Raw genomic sequence first — 22,025 nt, 5'->3', positions numbered from 1 at the left:
CTTGTGCCGGACGCGGTCGAGTTGGGTTAAACTCCAATGCCTTTGGTTGCCACTCTCAGGGTCGAACATTGAACCTCGATACCCTCGCCGTCGTTCTCGATCAGCCTGAATCCCTCGCGCTCAAACCGCTGACACTCACCCCGCCGGGCGACGCGGATGTCATGGTCGCGATCGAATGGAGCGGAATCAGCACGGGCACCGAGCGTCTGCTCTGGTCCGGGCGCATGCCGAGCTTCCCCGGCATGGGCTATCCCTTGGTGCCCGGCTACGAATCGGTCGGCCGTGTGACTTGGGCCGGCGCTCGGTCGGGTCTCGAGGTCGGCCAGCGCGTCTTCGTGCCCGGAGCGCGCTGCTACAACGAGGCGCGCGGTCTGTTCGGCGGAGCGGCCTCCCTGATCGTGATCCCCGGCGAGCGCGCCGTGCCGGTCAGCGATGCGCTCGGGGAGGATGCCGTCCTGCTCGCGCTGGCGGCGACCGCTCATCATGCGATCGGCGGCCTGAATGCCGGCCCCGTCGACCTCATCATCGGACACGGCGTGCTGGGTCGACTGGTGGCGCGGATCGCTGCACTTGTCGAAGGCGCTCGCCCCACGGTCTGGGAAACCAATCCGGAGCGTGCGCAAGGCGCCGAAGGTCACGGCTATCGGGTCGTTGCGCCGGATCAGGACCACCGCACGGACTATCGGCGCATCTGCGACGTCAGCGGCGACTCGGGAATCCTCGACACCCTGATCGCACGTATGGCGCCGGGCGGGGAGGTCGTCCTCGCCGGTTTCTACAGCCAACCCCTGACCTTCTCGTTCCCGCCGGCCTTCATGCGCGAGACGCGCATCCAGGTCGCCGCCGAATGGCGTCCGCCGGATATCGTCGCGGTCAAGCAGCTGGTGGATTCGGGACGTCTTTCGCTCGACGGGCTCATCACCCATCGCGAGCCCGCAACCCGTGCCGATGCGGCCTATCGTACCGCCTTCGGTGACCCCAACTGTCTGAAAATGGTCCTGGATTGGAGATCGATCTCGTGAGTGTACCCGTCAAGAGTCCCGCATTGGTGCCCCGGCGCCAATCGACCAAGGATCCGGTCGGCGCACCCTCGATCGCCACGCCTTCCATCAAGGAGACCCAGATCATCGCGATCTACGGGAAGGGCGGCATCGGCAAGAGCTTCACGCTGGCCAACCTCTCCTACATGATGGCGCAACAGGGCAAGAAGGTCCTGTTGATCGGCTGCGACCCCAAAAGCGACACCACGACCCTGCTGTTCGGCGGGCGTGCCTGTCCCACCATCCTGGGGACCTCGGGCGAGAAGAAACGCGCGGGCGACAAGGTCTCCATCGGCGACGTCTGCTTCAAGCGCGACGGTGTCTTCGCGATGGAGCTGGGCGGCCCGGACGTCGGTCGAGGCTGCGGCGGTCGCGGCATCATCCACGGTTTCGAGCTGCTCGAAGGCATGGGCTTCCACGAGTGGGACTTCGATTATGTCCTGCTGGATTTCCTCGGCGACGTGGTCTGCGGCGGCTTCGGTCTGCCGATCGCGCGCGACCTTTGTCAGAAGGTGATCGTGGTCGGATCGAACGACCTGCAATCGCTCTATGTCGCCAACAACGTCTGCTCGGCGGTCGAGTATTTCCGCGGACTCGGCGGCAACGTCGGTGTGGCGGGCATGGTGATCAACAAGGACGACGGCACCGGCGAGGCTCAAGCCTTTGCCGAGGCGGTCGAGATCCCGATCCTGGCGACCATCCCGGCGCACGACGAGATCCGGCGAAAGAGCGCAAATTACGAGATCATCGGCCGACCGGGCGATCGCTGGGGTCCGCTGTTCGAAGAGTTGGCGACCAACGTGGGCCTAGCGCCGCCGATCCATCCGAAACCCCTCGATCAAGACGGCCTGCTGGGTCTCTTCACGGGCGATGTGGTCGGTCGTCATGTGGTGCTCGAGCCGGCGTCGCCCGAGGACATGTGCAGTGCTGCGACCTTCAAGAAACCCTCGCTCGAGGTGATCTACGACGATGTCTGAGCCATCCGAGCGTGAAGGGCCGATCGTGGATCGCTCGGTCGACGCGGGGAGGGGAGCGGCTGTCACGGCGGCGCCGAAACCTTGCACGCTGCCGCGGTTGCGTCGGGAAACCGCGCATTGCTGAAGCGTTACGCCGAGGACTATCCGAAGGGCCCGCACGATCAACCCCAGACCATGTGTCCGGCGTTCGGCGCCTTGCGTGTCGGGCTGCGGATGCGGCGCACGGCGATGGTGCTCGCCGGCTCGGGCTGTTGTGTCTACGGTCTGACCTTCACCTCGCACTTCTACGGCGCGCGTCGCTCGGTTGGCTATGTGCCCTTCGACTCGGAGACGCTGGTCTCGGGCGCACTCTTCGAGGACGTGCGCGAGGCGGTGCTCAAGCTCGCCGATCCGGAGCACTATGATACCGTCGTGGTGATCAATCTCTGTGTGCCGACCGCCTCGGGTGTACCGCTGCGTCTCCTGCCCAAAGCGCTCAACGGCGTGCGCATCCTCGGGATCGACGTGCCCGGATTCGGGGTGCCGACCCATGCCGAGGCGAAGGATGTGCTCGCCGGTGCGATGCTGCAGTATGCGCGCACGGAGGCCGAGCAAGGACCGGTGCAGGCACCGCGTGGCGGTCGCAGCGAGCGGCCGACCGTGACCCTGCTCGGGGAGATGTTCCCGGCCGATCCGGTGGGGATCGGGATGATGCTCGAGCCGATGGGGCTGGCACCCGGCCCGGTCGTGCCGACCCGCGAGTGGCGCGAGCTTTACGGGGCGCTCGATTGTCGGGTTGCCGCGGCGATTCACCCTCAATACGCCGCGAGCGCACGCGAGTTTGCTCTGGCGGGTCGCCCCGTCGTCGGCTCGGCACCGGTCGGGTGCGAAGGGACCGCAAGCTGGCTCGATGCGATCGGAGCGGCCTGCGGGATCGCACAGGCCAAGGTCGATCTGGCCAAGAACAAGATCCTGCCGGCCATCGCCGGTGCCCTCTCGGGCAGTCCGATCAAGGGCCGGGTGACGGTCTCCGGTTACGAGGGGTCCGAACTGCTGGTCGCGCGTCTGCTGATCGAGTCCGGCGCGGACGTCCCCTATGTCGGCACCGCCTGCGGGCGCACCCCCTGGTCCGAAGCGGATCTGGCCTGGCTGGAGTCACGCGGGGTGCCGGTTCAGTTCCGTGCGTCGCTGGAGCAGGACATCGCGGCGGTGAAGGCGCTGGAGCCGGATCTTGCGATCGGGACCACGCCGGTCGTGCAGGCGGCCAAGGAGATGAGCATCCCGGCGCTCTACTTCACGAATCTCATCTCGGCGCGTCCGCTGATGGGTCCCGCGGGTGCCGGTTCTCTGGCGCAGGTCATCAATACGGCGCTGGCCAATCGGCATCGCTTCACCGCCATGCGCAGCTTCTTCGAGGGCGTGGGCGTGGGCGAGACCTGCGGGATCTGGGATCAGCCGCCCGTTTCTGTCGCCGCGCCCGCCCCATCCCCAGTCGTCAAGCCGCTATGAGTCCGGTCACGAGGACGTTTTACCAATGTTGATCAACGACCTCGACCGCGCCGGCGGTTATTGGGGCTCCGTCTATGTCTTCGCGGCCATCAAGGGCCTGCAGGTCATCATCGACGGTCCGGTCGGCTGCGAGAACCTCCCGGTGACCGCCGTACTGCACTATACGGACGGGTTGCCGCCGCACGAGCTGCCGGTGGTCGTCACCGGTCTGGGCGAGGAGGAGCTGGGCCAGAAGGGCACCGAGGAGGCGATGCGTCGCGCCTACGCCACACTGGATCCCAAGCGCCCCGCCGTGGTGGTCACCGGCTCGATTGCCGAGATGATCGGCGGCGGTGTGACGCCCGAAGGGACCAACATTCACCGTTTCCTGCCGCGCACCATCGACGAGGACCAGTGGCAGAGCGCCAATCGCGCCATGTACTGGCTGTGGAGCCAGTACGGCCTGAAGAAGGGCGGGATGCCCAAGGCCAAGCCGCGCAAGCCGGGCGAGCCCCCGCGCGTGAATATCATCGGACCCATGTACGGGACCTTCAACACCCCGTCCGATCTCGCCGAGATCAGGCGGCTGGTGGAAGGGATCGGGGCGACGGTCAATCAGGTCTTCCCGTTGGGGAGCCATCTGGATCGGGTGCCCGAGCTGGTCGATGCAGAGGTCAACATCTGCATGTACCGCGAGTTCGGGCGCAGCCTCTGCGAGGCGCTGGAGCGGCCCTATATCCAAGCCCCGATCGGCCTGCACAGTACGACCAAGTTCCTGCGTACCCTCGGAGAGCTGCTCGAGCTGGATCCGGAACCCTTCATCGAGCAGGAAAAGCACACGACCATCAAGCCGATCTGGGATCTCTGGCGATCGGTCACACAGGACTTCTTCGGCACGGCCAGCTTCGGTGTCGTGGCTACCGACACCTATGCGCGGGGCCTGCGCCATTTCCTCGAAGACGAGCTGGGTCTTCCCTGCAATTTCGCCATCTCGCGCAAGGCCGGCGTGAAGCCGGACAACGATGTCGTGCGCGAGGCGGTGCATAAAAAGACGCCCCTGATCGTCTTCGGAAGCTACAACGAGCGCATGTATCTGTCCGAGATCGGCGCGCGCGCGACCTATATCCCGGCGTCGTTCCCCGGCACCGTGATCCGCCGACATACCGGCACGCCCTTCATGGGCTACTCGGGCGCGACCTACATCGTCCAAGAGGTCTGCAACGCCCTCTTCGACGCACTCTTCAACATCATTCCGCTCGGGACCGATCTCGACAAGGTCGATGCCACTCCGGCCCGACTGCATCGCGAGCTGCCTTGGGACGCGGACGCACTCGCCGCGTTCGACCGGATTGTCGAGGCCCAGCCCGTCTTGGTGCGGATTTCGGCCGCCAAACGCCTGCGCGATGCCGCCGAGCGGGCCTCGCGCAATGCAGCCGATGATCGAGTGGGTCTCGAGCGCGTGCTCGAGGCGCAGCGCTCGGTCTAGTCGCCGACCCTCCAAGTCGGCTCAAGCCGCCGTGCCCGCATTCGAGCGGGCAGGTAGCGGTGCGTTCCCCCGATTCCCTTCTCCGCTCGTCGGATCGGCGTGGGCCTGCCTGTCGATCCTTCCGCTCGTGCTTTTCAAGCAGCTTCATCATCGTCTGTGCGTCCACGGGACCGGTCGTGCACGGTGAGTTGTCCGCGCGCAGCTGCGGCGCAAAAGGGGTGTAAATGTAGATTGACATCTACGTCAGTCAAGCTAGACTGACACCTAAATCCAGCCACCCCGCAAGGCTTTCGTGCCGGACCCGTGAGACCCGACCTACACAATCCGCGATTCGATGCTCCGATCTCTTTGTCGGTCGCATCGCTCAAGACATCCTTTGAGGTCGAGGTCCACGGGCAAGGTGCGCTGCGGGGCGAAGCCGAAACTTCAGCGTCGGGCGGGGTCTTCGCCTCGCTCGGCATCAGTTGTCCGTCCCTGTTCGAGGGGCGGTTGAATCGAGAGCCTGCCCGGACAATCCGGTTGGCTACTCCGTCGTGGTCGGTTGGTCCGCGACGAAATCCCTGCCGCACGGGGTCGGTGCGGCGTTACTTAGGTTCATCTCCTACTGGAGGATCGATCAATGGCTGAAAACACCAGCATGTCCGGCATGACCGAAGAAGAAGCGAAAGAGTTCCACGGCATTTTCGTGCAGAGCATGGCCACGTTCTTCGGGATCGTCATTTTCGCTCACATCCTGGCTTGGCTGTGGCGCCCTTGGCTGTAACGGCAACCCATTCAGCGCTGGCGCCCGAGGGTGCCGGTCGCAAGTTGATTTAACTCGTACTGATTCGAGGAGAAATGCATATGATCTCGACCGAAAGCTTGTGGAAAATCTGGCTGATCATGAATCCACGACCCATCCTGATCGCCCTGTTTGGGTTCCTGCTCGTCCTGGCCCTAGGCATTCACCTGATCCTGCTCAGCACTGCAGACTTCAATTGGATCGAAGACGGCATCCCGGCCAAGTCCGCGGTCAGCCAGATGCAGGTGACGCCGGTTGTGCCGCAAAGGCAATAGCGTCCTTTACGGGGGTGGCAGGGGAGGCTGGACCCATTGGCCAGGCCCCACCTACCGCCGACAGTGCTAAGTGGAGGCAGCCGGATCGGATGCCTCCCCAGCAGAGGATTTTACGATGGCCATGCTCAGTTTTGAGAAAAAATACCGCGTCCGTGGCGGGACGCTGATAGGGGGCGACCTATTCGATTTCTGGGTGGGGCCGTTTTACGTCGGCTTCTTCGGGGTCGCCACGCTCTTTTTCGCCATATTAGGTACGCTCTTGATCGTCTGGGGTGCCACCCTGGGTCCGAATCCCGAGCTTCAGACATTCAATCTCTGGCAGATCAGCATCGCTCCGCCGGATCTCAGCTACGGGCTCGGAATGGCCCCGCTTGATCAGGGCGGTCTCTGGCAGTTCATTACCGTCTGCGCGATCGGGGCCTTCGTCTCTTGGGGGCTTCGCGAGGTGGAAATTTCTCGCAAGCTCGGGATCGGTTTTCATGTTCCCTTTGCTTTCGCCTTCGCTATCGGCGCCTACATCACCCTTGTGGTCATTCGCCCCATTCTCATGGGTGCCTGGGGTCATGGCTTTCCTTACGGAATCATGAGTCACTTGGACTGGGTCTCGAACGTGGGTTACCAGTACCTGCACTTCCATTACAACCCGGCCCACATGCTTGCGATTACCTTCTTCTTCACCACATGTCTGGCGCTGGCGATGCACGGCTCCCTGATCCTGTCGGTGACAAATCCCAAGAAGGGCGAGCCGGTCAAGACCGGCGAGCACGAGAACACCTTCTTCCGGGATCTGGTCGGCTACTCCATCGGTGCACTTGGTATCCATCGCCTGGGTCTCTTCCTGGCGCTGAGTGCAGTCTTCTGGAGCGCCGTCTGTATCGTGATCAGCGGACCCTTCTGGACGCGCGGCTGGCCGGAATGGTGGAACTGGTGGCTTGAGCTTCCGCTCTGGTAGGGTCTAGGAGACAACAATGGCTGAATATCAGAACATTTTTACAAGCGTGCAGGTGCGCTCTCCGGCTTACCCCGGAACGCCCATGCCGAAAGGCAATCTGCCGCGGATCGGCACGCCGATCTTCTCCTACTGGGCCGGGAAGATCGGTGACGCTCAGATCGGCCCCATCTACCTCGGATTCACCGGTGTTGCATCCCTGATCTTCGGCTTCATCGCCATCGAGATCATCGGCTTCAACATGGCCGCCTCCGTGAATTGGAGCCCGATCGAATTTGTGAAGAACTTCTTCTGGTTGGCGCTTGAGCCGCCACCACCGTCCTACGGTCTCAGTATCCCTCCTTTGGGTGATGGCGGCTGGTGGCTGATCGCCGGTTTCTTCCTGACCACATCCATCATCCTTTGGTGGATCCGGACCTACAAGCGTGCTGCGGATCTGGGTTTAAGTCAGTGGCTGTCGTGGGCGTTTGCAGCGGCGATCTTCTTCTATCTGAGCCTGGGCTTCATTCGCCCGGTGTTGATGGGAAGCTGGGCGGAGGCAGTGCCTTTCGGCATCTTTCCGCACCTTGACTGGACGGCGGCATTCTCGATTCGCTACGGGAATCTTTACTACAATCCCTTCCACATGCTCTCGATCGCCTTCCTGTATGGCTCGGCACTGCTGTTTGCCATGCATGCGGCGACCATCCTTGCCGTGAGCCGCTTCGGTGGCGACCGCGAGATCGACCAGATCACGGATCGCGGGACGGCCGCCGAGCGTGCAGCACTCTTCTGGCGCTGGACGATGGGCTTCAACGCCACGATGGAATCCATCCATCGCTGGGCTTGGTGGTTCGCGGTCTTGACGGTCATCACCGCCGGTATCGGGATCCTCCTGACCGGAACCGTGGTCGACAACTGGTATCTGTGGGCAGTGAAGCATGGTGTCGCTCCCGCCTATCCGCTTGATGGCGCTGTGGACCCGACGCTGTTGCAGGGGGTGTCGCAATGAAGATGGCTAAGTACACGTCGATCCCGCTGGCCGCTGTCGTCGCTTCGGTTTTTGTTGCCGGCTGTGAGGCGCCGCCGCCCGAGACCGTCCAATTGGGCTACCGCGGTCTGGCGATGGAGCACGTCCAAAACCCCGGTGATCTGGCTCGCAGCTATAAGGCGAACCAGCCTCCCGAGGTGATTCCGGCGGCACCGCCGGGTGGTCCGAAGGTCTCCGAGGTCTACGAGAACGTCCAGGTCCTGAGCGATCTCACCGTTGCGGATTTCACCCGGCTGATGGTGGCCGTAACGACTTGGGTCTCTCCGGAGCAGGGCTGCAACTACTGCCACGTTCCCGGCAACTGGGCGTCCGACGACATCTATACGAAGGTTGTATCGCGCAAGATGTTCCAGATGACGCAGCAGGCCAATTCGGCATGGAAGGACCATGTCGCGGAGACGGGCGTGACCTGCTATACCTGTCATCGCGGTCAGCCGGTGCCCGAGTATGTCTGGACGACCGACCCGGGTCCGAACCTGCCGTCCGGCGTGTCTCCGACGGGCCAAAACATCGCGGCGTCGACGGTTGCCTACGCGTCTTTGCCGTTCGACCCCTTCACGCCGTTCCTGGATCAAGCCAACGAGATCCGCGTGATCGGCGATTCGGCCCTGCCGAGCGGCAATTCGGCTTCGACCAAGCAAGCGGAGTGGGTCTACGGTCTGATGATGCATCTGTCCGACGCGCTCGGCGTCAACTGCACCTTCTGCCACAACAGTCGGTCCTTCTTTGCCTGGGATCAGAGCACCCCGCAGCGGACCACCGCCTGGTATGCGATCCGGATGGTGCGTGAGATGAACCAGGAATACATCTGGCCGTTGAACGAGGTGTTGCCCGAAACGCGGAAGGGCCCGTTGGGCGATCCCTACCGTGTGAGCTGCGCGACTTGCCATCAGGGCGCTTATAAGCCACTTTACGGTGCTCAGATGCTCAAGGACTACCCCGCACTTGCAGGTCCGACCCTGATTGCGGCGCCCGAGGAAGCGGCTCCGGTCGAGCCCGCGGCAGAAGCAGCGCCCGCGGAGGGGCCGAAGCAGTTGTAGGCAAGTCGGCCGGCTCGGCTGGCCGGAAAGGCAAGGAGGCCAAAAGGCAGCGCCTGATTCCGGTCCGGCGCAAAGCGGGTGAGATGATTCAGCAGGCCGCGCCCTTATCCTGCCGCTCGCAACCGTCAGGTTGCTCAGGCAGGGTATAACACCCGAAAGGGCAAGGGTCCCGGTCACAAGGCGAGGAGATATCGATGACCAACCGGACCGTCACGACATCGGGTCTGACAGAAAACGAGGCGAAAGAGTTTCATGGCATCTTCGTGTCGAGTTTCGTCACCTTCACGTCGATCGTGGTCGCTGCGCACATCCTGGTTTGGTTGTGGCGTCCTTGGCTTTAACCGAGGCGGCGGGCGTCGAATGATGACCCACCGGGCGTTCGCTGACACAGCGAAACCCATCTTTTAGACACTGGAGTTTAAAATGCACAAAATTTGGCAGATGTTCGATCCGCGCAGAACACTCGCAGGCTTGCTCGGATTCTTGCTCGGCTTGGCCTTGTTGATCCACTTCATCCTGCTCAGCAGTCCGGCCTTTAACTGGCTCGGTGGCGTTTAATCTGGTGTTCGCATCGGGATCGTCCGCCTTGTCCGTCGAGACCTACGGGCGATCCGATCCACTGTGGTTCCCGCCGCGGGGAAGATCGCGGTAACGGCCAACTGGCCAAAACATGACAAGTGAGGGTAATTCCATGGCTGAAGAGAAAAGCATGTCCGGGCTGACCGAAGAAGAGGCGAAGGAGTTTCACGGCATCTTCGTGCAGAGCATGACCGGGTTCTTCGGGGTTGTTATCTTTGCTCACATCCTTGCCTGGCTGTGGCGCCCCTGGCTGTAATCCCGGCCAGTCGACTCTTGATGGAATCCGACGGGAGGAGCGCAGCGATCTGCACCGTCCCGGTCTATGTCTTTAGGAGATTAACTCATGCATAAGATTTGGCAGATCTTCGATCCGCGCAGAACGCTGGTTGCTTTGTTCGGTTTCCTGTTGGTGCTCGGGCTGTTGATCCACTTCATCCTGCTCAGCACGGCCGACTTCAACTGGTTGTCCGACGGCGTGCCCGCTAGCGGGAAGGCTGCCGCTGTGACGCCTGTGGCACAGATGGCTCCCCTGCCTGCCGGCCGTTAGATCAGGCCGGGAGTTGCGATCTCGGGCGAGCGGCGTGCAACGCCGCCCTTGCCCGAGATCGCAACGCTCAAAGCACCCCGCCCGAAGCGCTACACATGTTCTTTCCCTGCGAATCGATCCTCCTCCGCACGGCCGCACCGATCGAGATCATCGATATCACGGCGCTCGTTCAGACACGCTTCCAGGGACACGGAATTGTTCACGGCCAAGTGACATTGTTTTCGCCCCACACGACTGCGTTCGTGTGCTTGAACGAAAAAGAGCCGATGTTGCAGCGCGACATGCTCGATTTCCTTCACAGCCTCGTTCCCGCCGATTCGGATTTTCGTCACAATCGCGAGCCGGTCGACGGTCGCCTGAACGCACATTCCCATCTGCTCGGACTCCTGATGACCGCATCGCAGACCATACCGGTCGCCGACGGACGTCTGCTCCTCGGCGGATGGCAATCGATCTTTTTCATCGAATTGGATGGCCCGCGCGATGAGCGTCGGCTTCTGATGCAGGTCAGCGGAGAGCAATAGCCGATGATCGCAGCCGATCTCGAGGGGTTTTTTGCGGATGCGGATACCCTGGATCCCGACGCCTATCTGCGTCTCGACTATTACTTGGAGTGCCGGGGAGATCCGCGCGTTGCCGTTGCGCACTTCTGCTCGGAGCAGTCGACCGCCCAGTGGCGCCGTGTCGGCTCGGGCGAGGACCTGCGCGGCGAGTTCGGCGCGAAGGTCGTCCATCTCGCCGTCGATGCGATCCTGCCGGACTTCAGCTACGGTTTGAAGGCGCCTGGCGAGGGCAAGGTTCACGCGTGTCGCGTCCGCATCGCTCATCCACATCGCAACTTCGGCCCCCGAATCCCGAACCTGCTGAGTGCGGTCTGCGGCGAAGGCACCTTCTTCTCGCCCGGCGCCCCGGTCGTGAAGTTGCTCGACATTCATTTTCCCGACGCCTATTTGAATCGGTTCGACGGTCCGCGTTACGGGGTCGAGGGTTTCCGCGACCTGCTCGGGGTTTACGATCGTCCGATCTTTTTCGGGGTCATCAAGCCAAACATCGGATTGGCGCCGGAGGCTATGGCGGAGCTCGGCCTCCAGGGGTGGTTGGGCGGGCTGGATGTCGCCAAAGACGACGAGATGCTTTGCGATACCGACTGGTGTAGCCTTGAGCAACGATCCGCGCTCTTGGGTTCGGCGCGTCGGCGTGCGGAAGCGCAGACCGGTACCGCGAAGGTCTACCTGGCCAACGTCACCGACGAGGTGGATCGGTTGACCGACCTACACGACATGGCGGTCAAGAACGGCGCGAATGCTCTGCTCGTCAACGCCGTACCGGTCGGATTGAGCGCTGTTCGAATGCTTGCTCGGCAGACGCGCGTGCCTTTGGTGGCTCATTTTCCGATGATTGCCGCCATGAGTCGCTTGGAGCGTTTCGGTATCAGCTCCGTGGTGATGACCAAGTTGCAGCGACTCGCCGGATTCGACGTCATCATCATGCCCGGCTTCGGCGGTCGCATGTTCATGTCGGATGCCGAGGTTTGCCGCAACGCCGCCGCATGCCTGGAGCCGATGGGGCATCTTCGCCCGAGCCTGCCGGTACCCGGCGGAAGCGATTGGGCCGGGACGCTCAAGCGGGTCCACGATGCGCTCGGAACGCGCGATTTCGGCTTCGTGCCGGGGCGCGGTGTCTTCGGGCATCCGATGGGACCCCGTGGCGGTGCCGCAAGCATCCGTCAGGCGTGGGATGCCGTTGCTGCCGGGATCCCGATCGAGGATCACGCCATTCATCACGTGGAGCTGAGCGCCGCGATCGACGCCTTCGGTTCCCGTGCCTGAGGCGCATTAAACCGCGTCCAGAGCGAGATGCTCACTTTCGAGTGAGTTCGAAGTTTGGTGAATCCACGACCCTTAGCGGGGGGCGCGGTTTAAAATTTTATATTTTTTAATACTTTAAACCGCGCCGGCTCCAGCGGTTCTGAAATCCGCCGGGGCCGATCCCATCCAAAAACATCGCATACCGCACTGGGCGCGGTTTAAATCGACGTCGCGCCGAGACGTTTCGTTGGAGGTCATGCTTGAGTGCTCGAATCGTACCGCCGCTCGCGGCCGACGCCTTGGAGCGTGCGTCGCAGCGCGACGCCTGCGAGGAAGTCGTCCTGGTCGATGACCGGGATCTGGTCCTCGGTTGCGCCGGGAAGATCGATGCCCATCGCGACGGTCAACTGCACCGTGCCTTCTCGATACTGGTCTTCGACGCGGACGACCGGCTCCTTCTGCAGCGACGTGCCGACGTCAAATATCATTTCGCGACACGTTGGTCCAACACCTGTTGCGGCCATCCCCGGCCGGATGAGCCGACGATACAGGCCGCCGGCCGGCGACTGAAGGAAGAGTTCGGAATCCGCGTGCCGCTCACCGAGCGCACCCAACTCATCTATCGCGCCGAGGATCAGGCGTCGGGTCTGATCGAGCACGAGTATCTTCATGTCTTCTTCGGCGTTTACGCCGGCGATCCGCGCCCGGATGCCTCCGAGATCGGGGCTTGGCGATGGATGTCCGTCCCGGCCATCCATCGTGCCCTCGCACGCCGGCCGGAGTGGTTTACCCCCTGGTTCGGACTGCTGATGAATCGCCTTTTTCCGCGGTGAAGCAGAATCCGATTTTCGGCCCGTTCCTTACGGAGGCCGGTCTGGTGATCGGCCGAGCGCACCCCAACCCTCTTTGACTACGACGCGTCTGCTCTCCCGGCCGGATTCGATCGGCGCGGATTTGCGAACAACATCGATCGCCGGCACCCCGCAGCCTCTCCGTCCGGTGGACGCGAGCGCCCCGTGCCGATTGCTCACTCCAAACCGTTCCCGATATCAACCATGCCTTTCGAACAGCCGCTTGATGCCCCTTCTCGGACGACCCCGGACACCCATCAGCGCGGACACGACAAGGTTTCGCGCATCCCGGTCAAGGTCGAGCCCGCAACGGAGATCTTGCGTAAACCGGCGTGGATCCGTGCCAAGGCGCCCGTCGGCGCGGGAGTCAGCCGGATCAAGGCTCTGCTGCGCAAGGGCAAGCTGGCGACCGTCTGTGAGGAGGCGATGTGCCCGAACCTGGGCGAGTGCTTCAGTCACGGTACCGCGACCTTCATGATCCTGGGTGACATCTGCACGCGGCGCTGTCCCTTCTGCGACGTGGCGCACGGGCGTCCGCAGCCTGTCGATCCGGATGAGCCGCAACATCTGGCCGAGTCGATCGCGGCGATGGGCCTTCGCTATGTCGTGATCACATCGGTTGACCGAGACGATCTTCGCGACGGCGGAGCCGCGCATTTCGCGGCCTGTCTGGCCGCGGTTCGCGAGCGCAGCCCGGCGATCAAGCTCGAGGTCTTGGTGCCGGATTTCCGCGGACGCGAGGCGCTCGCGCTGGAGCAGTTCGTGGATGCCGGGGTTCCGGATGTCTTCAACCATAATCTCGAGACGGTTCCGCGGCTCTACCGGGAGGCGCGCCCCGGGGCGGACTATGCGGGCTCGTTGCGGCTGCTCGCCGCCTTCAAGGCGGCGCACCCCGGTGTTCGGACCAAATCGGGGTTGATGCTGGGACTCGGGGAGACGCGCGAGGAGGTCGACGAGACGCTGCGGGGTCTGCGCGCGCACGGCTGCGACATGCTGACCTTGGGCCAGTATCTCCAGCCCAGTCGCGACCACCTGCCCGTGAAGCGCTACTGGACCCCGGACGAGTTCGAAGACCTCAGGCGCTTCGCCGAGTCGATCGGATTCTCCAACGTTGCGAGCGCGCCGATGGTGCGCTCCTCCTACCACGCCGATCGTCAGGCGAGCGAGGTCCTCGACGGCGCGACGTCGGCAGAGGTCTGACAGATCGCGCCCCGGCACCGCTCTGGACGCGGTTTAGTCTTCGGTGGGCAGATGGTCGCTGTAGCGCTCCATCAAATAACAGAGACAATCCTGGCGGATGACGACCTGATTGGTCGTCAACATCGAGGGCATTACAGGCTGACACAGCCGCAGCTCGTGGTCTTCGACATGGAAATAGCGCTCGCCGACATCTCGGCCGTGCTCGTCGCGAACGTCCAGACCGATCCCCGAGCCCGGAGCGATGCGACCGAAGGCCATGCCTCGGGGCAGCTCGCAGAAGTTGAGATGCTCCAAGGCCGGATTGAGCTGCAGGTCGGCCTCCTCCGGAGGGAATCCGAACCCGACATCCTCGCGGATCTTCACTTGGGCAACCGTGTGGAAGAGATCGATATCCTGCGGCGCGACCGGATGGGGCGAGATGCGTGCGAGATGCAGCGCGGCCTCGATGAAGCTTCGGGCGTGCTCGATCCCCTGCTGCTCTCCGACCTTGCCGCATTCCACCGTCACGGACGGGCACAGCTCGGCCATCGCGAGCGATTGCACCCCGGTCGGTCGGGTGAAATAGACGACGATGCGCCCGAACAGATTGGCGAGGTTCAGAAACCGGTTGTCGATCCGATTCACGCAGGCGTAGTGCGGATTTGAGCCCGTGTTGTTGTGCAGGTCCAGACTGGCGAACAGCCCGCGTCCGGCCATGATGCGCACGACCTCCGCCATGAGATCGTGCTCGGGGGTGTGCGCCCGATCGGTGCCTGGCCACACACGGTTGTAGTCCGGTTGTCCTGGCAGACGGCGCACCCCGGATGCCGCCGCGCTGACGTTGCCGATGAAGAGGCTCAGTGCCCGCGGCAGGCGCAGCTCGCCGAAGCGTTCGAGCCGGTCGCGCAGCAAAGCGCGAATCGCCTCCCACCCGACCGTCTCGTTGCCGTGCATGAGCACCGACACGAAGAGTGCGGGCTCGCGGGCGCCGGGCAGATGGATCAAGGTCGGCGCACCGAGCCGCCGATCCAGCTCATGGCTTTCGGCCTCGAGGATGCCTTCCGGAAGGTGATCGAGCTCTTGGAGCATGGCGTCTTTGTCGTCGATTCGGGAGTTGTTAGAACCTAGGTTGAAACGTCGCTAGGGAAGGGTTCAAAAATATGTAAGACAATTCGGCGAGAGAATGCCTCTGCTGCGGTTCTCGTTGTCGTTGTCGTTCTCGATCACGGCAACGAGACGGTGCTTCACTGATTTCCGACAGGTTACGAGGTATCCAGTCGAGCCTGTCGTGGTCGATTCGAGTGAGCCGGGGGTTCGACCGGATCCGATCAGCCGAGCAATGTCCACTCGTGCACCGGCTGCCCAGAACCTTGCTGTTCCAGGTAGGCGGCGGTCAGGCCGGCCATATCGGGGCCATGACGGGCGACCCAGGCGCGTTGCCAACGGGCACCGGTTCGGCCCGTTTCGAGCCGCCGCTCGATGATGCCGAGCCACTGTGCGATCTCCGGCGGGTCGATGCCTGCAGCCTGCAGCCCACGTCGCGCTCGGGGCAAGAGATCCTCCCCGAGGATGCGTCTGACCGGCAGGATCGCGCCGTCGAGCCACTGAATCTCGGCATCGAGCCCTTCGCGCGCGCAGGTATAAAAGGCCGCGCGGGTCTGCAGGAAGGGAATCCGCGATTCCGGCGGCTCGGGTTGTCCGGCCAGATCGCGCACGGCACCCAGATACAAGGCCGCATTCGCGAGCATGTCCGCCACCGTCGGGCCGGCCGGCACGACACGGTGCTCGATGCGCAAATGCGGTTGCCCTTCCGCATCGAAGCCGAGCAGCGGGCGGTTCCAACGCCAAATGGTACCATTGTGAAGACGCAGATGGGCCAGCGCCTGCGGCTCCTCCGCCATGAGGTGCGGGAGCAGGACCGGATAGCGGTCGAGGTTCGCGCGAAAGGTCTCCATGATCGAACGCGCGGCATACCGGAAACCGAAGCTCACGCGTTCCTGCAGGATGGGGCCGCCCGGGGAGACCGCCTGCTCGAACAGCGGGATCCGGGTCTCGTCCCAGAGGTCGTGTCCGAAGAGGTAGGGCGAGTTGGCCGAGATGGCGACCATGGGTCCGCTGATGAGCTTCGAGGCGTTGTAGACGCGCGCCGCTTCCCCCGGGGTCACCTTGAGGTGGATCTGAAAAGAGGTTGCGGCGGCCTCCAACATGACATCGTGCCACTCCAGCGCGAGGCGGTCGCGACCCGCGATCTCGAGCTTCAAGGGGCGGTCGTGCCGTAGGGCGAAGATCTGGTCGTTGAGTGCGCGGTAACGCTGTCGCGGCGTCATCGCGCGCAGGCTCAGATGCTGCGGGCGCACGGTCGGTAGGATGCCGATCGTCAGGAGACGGGTCCCCAGCGTTTGCGCCACAAGGTCGCAGCGTTGCAGCGTCGCGGCGAGCTCGGTCGCGAGTCGAGACAGACAGTCACCCGTCAGCGGCATCGGCGAGCCGTTGATCTCCGCGTTGAAGGTCGCGAGCTCCGCGACCACCAAGGGGTCGTTCAGACGCGCGAGGAGCGACTCGACCTCGGGTGCCGGATCCAGCCGGGAATCCACGAGCCAAGCCTCCAGCTCGAATCCCGCGGTCGGCTCGGAGGCCTCGAACCGATCGGAGGCGAGCCAGTCCTCCAGGAGCGCCGTCTCTTCGCGCAGCCTGGCGGCGAACTCGACGAAGTCCTGCTCGGTGAAATGCGCCTCCGCAATCTCCTGGCCCATCCCTTGTCCCCCATCACGGTTGACCTAAACCGCGCCCGGTGCGGTATGCGTCATTTGTTGGAGTGGATCGGCCGCGCCAGCTCCGACGACTGTCGGAGCTGGCGCGGTTTAGGCTTCATTATGGTCGGATTTCGGGCCGCTCGATAGGCGTCGCGGGGTGCCGAGCGCGCTGTGATCACTCCCGCAGGTGCCGATCCAGCTCGGCGAGCCGCTCGGGCGTGCCGATATCGAGCCAGTGTCCGCGGTGATGCTCTCCGCCGACCCGGCCCTGCGCCATCGCTTCTCGAAGCAGCGGTGCCAGCGCAAAGGCCCCCGGGCGACACCCTGCGAACAGGCTCGGGCGGTAGACACCGACCCCGCTGAAGGTCAGACGCCTGTTGCCCTCGGCTCGGACCCGGCCCCCCGTCAAGATGAAATCGCCGCTCGGGTGGTGCGGGGGATTGTCGACCAGTACCAGGTGAGCGAGGTCGGTTCCGGCGAGGCACAGGCCGATCGGATCGATATCGGACCAGATGTCGCCGTTGATCACGAGGAAGGGGTCCGGTCCAAGCAGCGGCAGGGCCTTGAAGATGCCGCCGCCGGTCTCCAAGGCCGTTTGCTCCGAGGAATAGCGGATGCGGACGCCGAATCGACTGCCGTCGCCGAGTGCCGCCTCGATCTGCTCGCCGAGATGGGCGTGGTTGATCACGATGTCCCGGATGTCGGCCGCGGCCAGACGCTCCAGATGATACTGAATCAACGGGCGACCGCCCGCCTCGAGCAGGGGCTTGGGGACCTGATCGGTCAGAGGGCGCATTCGATTGCCGCGGCCGGCGGCGAGGATCATCGCCTTCATGAGAACGGGTAGACTCCAGTGGGGGTGTCCCAAGATACACCAGCCGGCGTCGCCAGGGTCGTCGACTCCGATCCGCGTCGGCTCGATCGGGATCCTGCGGCGCGAACGCAGCGCACGGCCGGTTTGGATGCCCGCCGTCGCCGTGGTAGCCTTTTCGTGCCCTGTCGGCTGCCGAGGTTAGGGAGCGTCTTCGTCTTGTTCAAGATCATTTCCTTTAATATCAACGGAATTCGTGCGCGACCCCATCAGCTCGAAGCGATCAAGGCTGCCCATGATCCGGATGTCCTTGGCTTGCAGGAGTGCAAGGTCGCCGACGACGCCTTTCCGGTCGATCTCGTGCGGGGGCTCGGGTTTGCGACCCATTTCCACGGTCAGAAGTCGCACTACGGTGTCGCGCTCTTGAGCAAGGTCGAGCCGCTCGCAGTCGCCAAGGGCTTTCCGGGGGACGCCGAGGACGCTCAGCGTCGCGCCATCATCGGGCGCTACCCCTTGCCGGGCGGAGGCGAGATCACGGTCATCAACGGCTACTTTCCGCAGGGCGAGAGCCGTGACCATCCGATCAAGTTCCCGAACAAGCGCAAGTTCTATGCGGATCTCACCGCCTATCTGCGGGAATTCTGCTCACCCGATCAGAACCTCGTGGTGCTGGGCGATATGAATGTCGCGCCGCTCGACCTGGATATCGGCATCGGGGCGGACAACGCCAAGCGCTGGCTGCGCACCGGCAAATGCAGCTTCCTCCCGGAGGAGCGCGAATGGCTCGAGACCTTGACCGATTGGGGTCTGGTCGATGCCTATCGCACGGTGCACCCCGAGGTCGACGACCGCTTCAGTTGGTTCGATTATCGCTCGCGCGGCTTCGAGCGTGACCCCAAGCACGGGCTGCGGATCGATCATCTGTTGGTGACCGCGCCCCTGCGCGAGCGCCTGCTGGATGCCGATATCGACTATGCCATTCGCGGCATGGAGAAGCCCTCTGACCATTGTCCGGTCTGGGCGCGGTTCGATCTGTGAGTCCGCGGCGATCCTGATGCCTCACATCCTGTCCCGAAAACCTGCTTCGGCAAGCGTGCTCGCGCGATGACGTCGCATCAGCCCATCGGCGTCTTCGACTCGGGTGTCGGCGGTCTCTCGGTCCTGCGCGAGATCCGTCGTGCGCTGCCGCACGAAGATCTGCTCTATGTCGCCGACTCGGCCTATGCGCCTTACGGCGATCAGTCCGCCGATGCGATCGAGCTGCGCGCCGTTGCCGTCACCGAGCGGCTGATGGCTCGCGGGGCGAAGGCGATCGTCGTGGCCTGCAATACGGCGACGGGTGCGGCGGCCCGGGTGCTTCGGACCCGGTATTCGGTGCCGGTGATCGCCATGGAGCCTGCGGTCAAGCCGGCTATCGAGCAGACCCGCTCGGGCGTGGTCGGTGTTCTGGCCACGCGCCAGACCCTGGCCAGCCACACCTTCAAGCAGCTGCTCGCGCGCTTGGGTGAGGGGCCGGAGATCCTCCTTCAGGCCTGTCCGGGTCTGGTCGAGCGGGTGGAGGCCGGCGACTTGGAGGGCGAAGGCACGCGAGCCCTGATGGCCGCCTACCTCGAGCCGCTCTTGGCGCGGGGTGCCGATACCCTGGTCCTCGGCTGCACCCATTATCCGCACCTGGGCAGGCTGATCGGCGAGATCGCCGGACCCCGGACGGCCGTGTTGGACTCCGGCGCTGCCGTTGCGCGGCAGGTTCACCGCCGTCTGTCCGAGGCCGGATTGCTGGCGCCGTCCGGCCGTGTCGGGACCGAGCGCTTCTGGACGAGCGGCGAGCCGACCAAGGTCGCTGCGGTGATGGAGAGGCTCTGGGGTGCACCTCTGGAGCTGCATCCGTTGACCCGGGAGGCGGGGACACCGATTTTCAGAGAGGGCGCGGCCCTCATCGCTCAAGGCGCCGGGTGCAGCCGATGATGGCCCCCGCCTTTCAAGATTGCTTCGGAGGCATCATGCGCGGGACTATGGGAATCCGAATCGCCGCGATCGTCACCCTTTGCATCGCTGCGTTTGCCTCCTCAGGTGCATTCGCCAACGAGCCGTGCCTCAAGATGGTGTTCGGGCGTTATTGTTTGGGTGGTGATGTCGGGCCGCTGTTGCAGGCCGTCCCGCCTCCGCTCGTGCACCAGGAGGAGGACGCGAGTTTGGCCTTGGTGTTCGTCGATGGCCCGGATCGGCTCTATGTGCTCGCCTTCAACCATAAGATCTACAAGGTCGTGCTCGCCTTCGGCGTCTCGACGCAACTGCGGTACGAGGAGACCTATGGCGCCTTGCGCGACATCTACGGGCCCGGCGAAGACCGCAGCCGCTTCTCCCCCGATGCGACCACGCCCGGGCGCCGTCTCGTCGCGATCCGTCGCGGCGAAGGCGTCGCCATGCATGTCTGGACGCCGTCGCCGACGTGGCGCATCGAGCTGTCCTGGACGCGCGAGATGGGTCTCTCGCTCGCTTACGTCGCCACCGAGCTGAGCGCCGCTCGTGCTGCGCAGATCGACCGGGGCCTCTGAGCCCGGTCTCGGATGCCTTTAGTTTTGGATGCCTGTTCCACGATCCGCCGGATCGATTGGCTGCCCGACCAGCGCGAGTCCGCTTTCCTCCAATCCGGAAAGCACGACCTTGACAAGCTGATTGCCGTCGATCGCGGTCTCGTGCGCCGCGACCTGGACCGGCAGATAGTTGGGGGTATAGCCGAATCGGGTCTCCCGCCGCTCGCCGCCGGGGTTGCCCTCGCAGAGGATCTCGACGGCCTTGCCGATCTGCTCGCGCAGGACCGCTTCGCGCATGTTCAGTGCGAGGTTCTTCAGCGCCAGCAAGCGCCGATGCTTGGTGTGGCTATCGACCTGGCCCGGCATCTCGGCCGCCTGGGTTCCTGCTCGCGGCGAGTAGGCAAAGGCATGGATGTGCCCGAATCGGATCGACTCGGCGAAGGCGAGCGTCTCGTCCCAGTCATCGAAGCTCTCGCCGGGGAAGCCGACGATGATGTCGGTCGTGATGTTGAGGTCCGGCACGCGCGCGCGACCCTGCTCGATCAGACGCGCGAACTCGGCCGTCTTGCAGCGCCGCGCCATGCGTCGCAGCACGCGGTCCGAGCCGCTTTGCAGCGGCAGGTGCAGATGCGGCATCAGGCGCGGATCCTCGAAACATCGCCAGAAGCCATCGCCGAGATCCCAGGGTTCCAACGAGCCGAGGCGCAGACGCGGGATCCCGGTCTCGCCGAGGATGCGCGCGATCAGGTCCGATAGCGTACCGCCAGAGTCGCTGCCGTATCCGCCGAGATGCACGCCGGTCAGCACCACCTCGCGGATGCCCTGCTCGACCAGTCGGTCGATGGTTCCGATGATCTCGGCAGGGGTCCGGCTGCGCTCGGCACCGCGCGCGACGGTGGTGATGCAGAAGGTACAGCTGTAACGACAGCCGTCTTGGATCTTGATGAAGGCACGCTGACGACCGCGCGCGAAGAGTGCCCCGGCGGCGTCGGTGGCGGCCGTCTCGGGCATGGCAGGAAGGTTCAGGGTGGCGAGTGCGATCGCGACCAGGCGGTCCTTGTCGCGATTGGCGACGATCAGATCGACACCGGACTCGGTCGAGACGGCGCTGTCCCCGAGCGTGGCGAGACAGCCGCTGACGATCAGTCGTGCCTGGGGATTGGCGCGTTGGCTGCGCCGCAGAACTGCGCGCGATTTGCGCACCGCCTCCTGCGTGACGGCGCAGGTGTTGACCACGACCAGGTCGGCAGGGGCGTTCGCGTCGACCACGCGAAAACCCGCGTCCCGAAAACGCTCGGCCCACTCCTCGGATTCGGCCTCGTTGAGCCGGCAGCCGAGCGTCGTGATGTGGACGCGACGACCGAGGCTTGCGACGAGGCCATCTTGATCGGGTCCGATCTCAAGCCCCCGGCGCACTCGGCGCCTGCGGCGTCGGCGAGTTCTGGTGGATCAGCAGGCGCCAGCCATCGGCCCCTTTCCTGAAGACGTTGGTGCCGTAGATCGCGGGGCCCGGCTGACCCGGTGCCCCGCCTTGCATACGCTCTTCGATCAGGTGGACCGCGGTCTCCCCGGCCTCGATCCAGGCGAGGTGACGCACCTGGATGTCGAAGGCCCCGGCCTGCTCGAAAATGGATCGCCAAAGCTGCAGGACCTCCGGCCCCATCACCAACGGCGTCATCGGCAGGAGACAGGCGATGCTCTCCGAGTCCTCCCACACCTGTGTCATGGCTGCGGGGTCGCCCGCCTCCAGCGCATCGTAGAAGGCGTCCTCGGCGTCCTGAGGGGTGTCGAACGGCATTGGCGTGTGTTCCTGAATGATGGGTTGATCGTTGGCCGTAGCCGGGGCGCCGGGTAGGGGCGACTTAAGTCGCCCCAGGTTGGCCGATCCTCTGAAAGCTGATAGCCCCGCTCGCCCCGG

25 protein-coding genes are annotated in these 22,025 nt (G+C 64.1%); 20 read left to right on the top strand and 5 right to left on the bottom strand.

Annotated elements, in window-relative coordinates; translation table 11 throughout:
* Positions 1 to 68: 68 nt before the first annotated feature.
* From bchC to lipA, 17 genes are all read left to right on the top strand, one after another.
* Positions 69 to 1,022: a chlorophyll synthesis pathway protein BchC gene (gene bchC / locus KFB96_RS13105; protein WP_213458011.1), complete on the top strand. Its 954-nt coding sequence runs from the start codon at positions 69 to 71 to the stop codon at positions 1,020 to 1,022.
* 71 nt (positions 1,023 to 1,093) lie between these two features.
* Positions 1,094 to 2,017 (top strand): chlorophyllide a reductase iron protein subunit X, encoded by a 924-nt coding sequence (locus KFB96_RS13100; protein WP_213458246.1) that lies wholly within the window; start codon positions 1,094 to 1,096, stop codon positions 2,015 to 2,017.
* Positions 2,018 to 2,191: 174 nt separating this feature from the next.
* Complete coding sequence (bchY, locus tag KFB96_RS13095; protein ID WP_300971712.1) at positions 2,192 to 3,505, top strand: chlorophyllide a reductase subunit Y; 1,314 nt, start codon at positions 2,192 to 2,194, stop codon at positions 3,503 to 3,505.
* 25 nt (positions 3,506 to 3,530) lie between these two features.
* Entirely contained in the window at positions 3,531 to 4,970 is a 1,440-nt protein-coding gene (bchZ, locus tag KFB96_RS13090; protein WP_213458013.1) for a chlorophyllide a reductase subunit Z, read from the top strand.
* Between the two features lie 619 nt (positions 4,971 to 5,589).
* Positions 5,590 to 5,733 (top strand): light-harvesting antenna LH1, beta subunit, encoded by a 144-nt coding sequence (gene pufB, locus KFB96_RS13085; RefSeq protein WP_213458014.1) that lies wholly within the window; start codon positions 5,590 to 5,592, stop codon positions 5,731 to 5,733.
* A gap of 80 nt (positions 5,734 to 5,813) precedes the next feature.
* A complete protein-coding gene (gene pufA, locus KFB96_RS13080; protein WP_213458015.1) occupies positions 5,814 to 6,026 on the top strand; it encodes a light-harvesting antenna LH1, alpha subunit in 213 nt (70 codons plus the stop codon).
* 115 nt (positions 6,027 to 6,141) lie between these two features.
* On the top strand, positions 6,142 to 6,978 hold the full coding sequence (gene pufL, locus KFB96_RS13075; RefSeq protein WP_213458016.1) for a photosynthetic reaction center subunit L: 837 nt from the start codon (positions 6,142 to 6,144) through the stop codon (positions 6,976 to 6,978).
* A 16-nt stretch (positions 6,979 to 6,994) separates the two neighbouring features.
* Positions 6,995 to 7,966, top strand: coding sequence for a photosynthetic reaction center subunit M (pufM, locus tag KFB96_RS13070; RefSeq protein ID WP_213458017.1), 972 nt, complete (start codon positions 6,995 to 6,997; stop codon positions 7,964 to 7,966).
* Positions 7,963 to 9,045: a photosynthetic reaction center cytochrome PufC gene (gene pufC, locus KFB96_RS13065; RefSeq protein WP_213458018.1), complete on the top strand. Its 1,083-nt coding sequence runs from the start codon at positions 7,963 to 7,965 to the stop codon at positions 9,043 to 9,045. The genes pufM and pufC overlap by 4 nt, the downstream gene beginning before the upstream one ends.
* A gap of 194 nt (positions 9,046 to 9,239) precedes the next feature.
* On the top strand, positions 9,240 to 9,386 hold the full coding sequence (pufB, locus tag KFB96_RS13060) for a light-harvesting antenna LH1, beta subunit (RefSeq protein ID WP_213458019.1): 147 nt from the start codon (positions 9,240 to 9,242) through the stop codon (positions 9,384 to 9,386).
* 82 nt (positions 9,387 to 9,468) lie between these two features.
* Complete coding sequence (pufA, locus tag KFB96_RS13055) at positions 9,469 to 9,603, top strand: light-harvesting antenna LH1, alpha subunit (protein ID WP_213458020.1); 135 nt, start codon at positions 9,469 to 9,471, stop codon at positions 9,601 to 9,603.
* 133 nt (positions 9,604 to 9,736) lie between these two features.
* Complete coding sequence (gene pufB / locus KFB96_RS13050; RefSeq protein WP_213458021.1) at positions 9,737 to 9,880, top strand: light-harvesting antenna LH1, beta subunit; 144 nt, start codon at positions 9,737 to 9,739, stop codon at positions 9,878 to 9,880.
* 87 nt (positions 9,881 to 9,967) lie between these two features.
* Positions 9,968 to 10,171 carry a light-harvesting antenna LH1, alpha subunit gene (pufA, locus tag KFB96_RS13045; RefSeq protein ID WP_213458022.1) on the top strand — a complete coding sequence of 68 codons (204 nt, stop codon included), beginning with the start codon at positions 9,968 to 9,970 and terminating at the stop codon, positions 10,169 to 10,171.
* A 95-nt stretch (positions 10,172 to 10,266) separates the two neighbouring features.
* The gene (locus tag KFB96_RS13040; RefSeq protein WP_213458023.1) at positions 10,267 to 10,695 is read left to right on the top strand and encodes a secondary thiamine-phosphate synthase enzyme YjbQ; all 429 of its coding nucleotides are present in this window, start codon (positions 10,267 to 10,269) and stop codon (positions 10,693 to 10,695) included.
* 3 nt (positions 10,696 to 10,698) lie between these two features.
* Positions 10,699 to 12,000, top strand: a complete 1,302-nt coding sequence (locus KFB96_RS13035) for a RuBisCO large subunit C-terminal-like domain-containing protein (protein ID WP_213458024.1) — start codon at positions 10,699 to 10,701, stop codon at positions 11,998 to 12,000.
* Positions 12,001 to 12,239: 239 nt separating this feature from the next.
* Positions 12,240 to 12,812, top strand: coding sequence for an isopentenyl-diphosphate Delta-isomerase (gene idi, locus KFB96_RS13030; protein ID WP_213458025.1), 573 nt, complete (start codon positions 12,240 to 12,242; stop codon positions 12,810 to 12,812).
* A 222-nt stretch (positions 12,813 to 13,034) separates the two neighbouring features.
* Positions 13,035 to 14,030 (top strand): lipoyl synthase, encoded by a 996-nt coding sequence (gene lipA / locus KFB96_RS13025; protein WP_213458026.1) that lies wholly within the window; start codon positions 13,035 to 13,037, stop codon positions 14,028 to 14,030.
* Between the two features lie 33 nt (positions 14,031 to 14,063).
* Here lipA and KFB96_RS13020 read toward each other — a convergent pair whose 3' ends face one another.
* The 3 genes from KFB96_RS13020 to murU form a co-directional block, all read right to left on the bottom strand.
* Positions 14,064 to 15,098: a M14 family metallopeptidase gene (locus tag KFB96_RS13020; RefSeq protein ID WP_213458027.1), complete on the bottom strand. Its 1,035-nt coding sequence runs from the start codon at positions 15,096 to 15,098 to the stop codon at positions 14,064 to 14,066.
* A gap of 239 nt (positions 15,099 to 15,337) precedes the next feature.
* A complete protein-coding gene (locus KFB96_RS13015) occupies positions 15,338 to 16,762 on the bottom strand; it encodes a glutamate-cysteine ligase family protein (protein WP_213458028.1) in 1,425 nt (474 codons plus the stop codon).
* A gap of 175 nt (positions 16,763 to 16,937) precedes the next feature.
* Positions 16,938 to 17,597, bottom strand: a complete 660-nt coding sequence (gene murU / locus KFB96_RS13010) for an N-acetylmuramate alpha-1-phosphate uridylyltransferase MurU (RefSeq protein ID WP_213458029.1) — start codon at positions 17,595 to 17,597, stop codon at positions 16,938 to 16,940.
* Between the two features lie 195 nt (positions 17,598 to 17,792).
* Here murU and xthA point away from each other — a divergent pair, with 195 nt between their 5' ends.
* The 3 genes from xthA to KFB96_RS12995 all read left to right on the top strand — a co-directional run bounded on the left by xthA (position 17,793) and on the right by KFB96_RS12995 (position 20,128).
* Positions 17,793 to 18,611: an exodeoxyribonuclease III gene (gene xthA, locus KFB96_RS13005; protein WP_213458030.1), complete on the top strand. Its 819-nt coding sequence runs from the start codon at positions 17,793 to 17,795 to the stop codon at positions 18,609 to 18,611.
* A 66-nt stretch (positions 18,612 to 18,677) separates the two neighbouring features.
* Positions 18,678 to 19,538 (top strand): glutamate racemase, encoded by an 861-nt coding sequence (gene murI, locus KFB96_RS13000; RefSeq protein ID WP_213458031.1) that lies wholly within the window; start codon positions 18,678 to 18,680, stop codon positions 19,536 to 19,538.
* Between the two features lie 35 nt (positions 19,539 to 19,573).
* Positions 19,574 to 20,128: a hypothetical protein gene (locus KFB96_RS12995; RefSeq protein WP_213458032.1), complete on the top strand. Its 555-nt coding sequence runs from the start codon at positions 19,574 to 19,576 to the stop codon at positions 20,126 to 20,128.
* 18 nt (positions 20,129 to 20,146) lie between these two features.
* Here the strand turns inward: KFB96_RS12995 and mtaB are convergent, their stop codons facing one another.
* Together mtaB and KFB96_RS12985 are read right to left on the bottom strand one after the other, a co-directional pair.
* Positions 20,147 to 21,523 carry a tRNA (N(6)-L-threonylcarbamoyladenosine(37)-C(2))-methylthiotransferase MtaB gene (gene mtaB / locus KFB96_RS12990; RefSeq protein WP_213458033.1) on the bottom strand — a complete coding sequence of 459 codons (1,377 nt, stop codon included), beginning with the start codon at positions 21,521 to 21,523 and terminating at the stop codon, positions 20,147 to 20,149.
* Positions 21,507 to 21,905, bottom strand: a complete 399-nt coding sequence (locus tag KFB96_RS12985) for a nuclear transport factor 2 family protein (protein WP_213458034.1) — start codon at positions 21,903 to 21,905, stop codon at positions 21,507 to 21,509. Before KFB96_RS12985 ends, mtaB begins: the two co-directional genes overlap by 17 nt.
* Between the last annotated feature and the right edge of the window lie 120 nt (positions 21,906 to 22,025).

The organism is Thiocapsa sp. (assembly GCF_018399035.1).
Classification (GTDB): Bacteria; Pseudomonadota; Gammaproteobacteria; order Chromatiales; family Chromatiaceae; genus Thiocapsa.
Note: the sequence above shows the minus strand (reverse complement) of the source record. Positions and strands in the feature narration are given on the sequence as shown.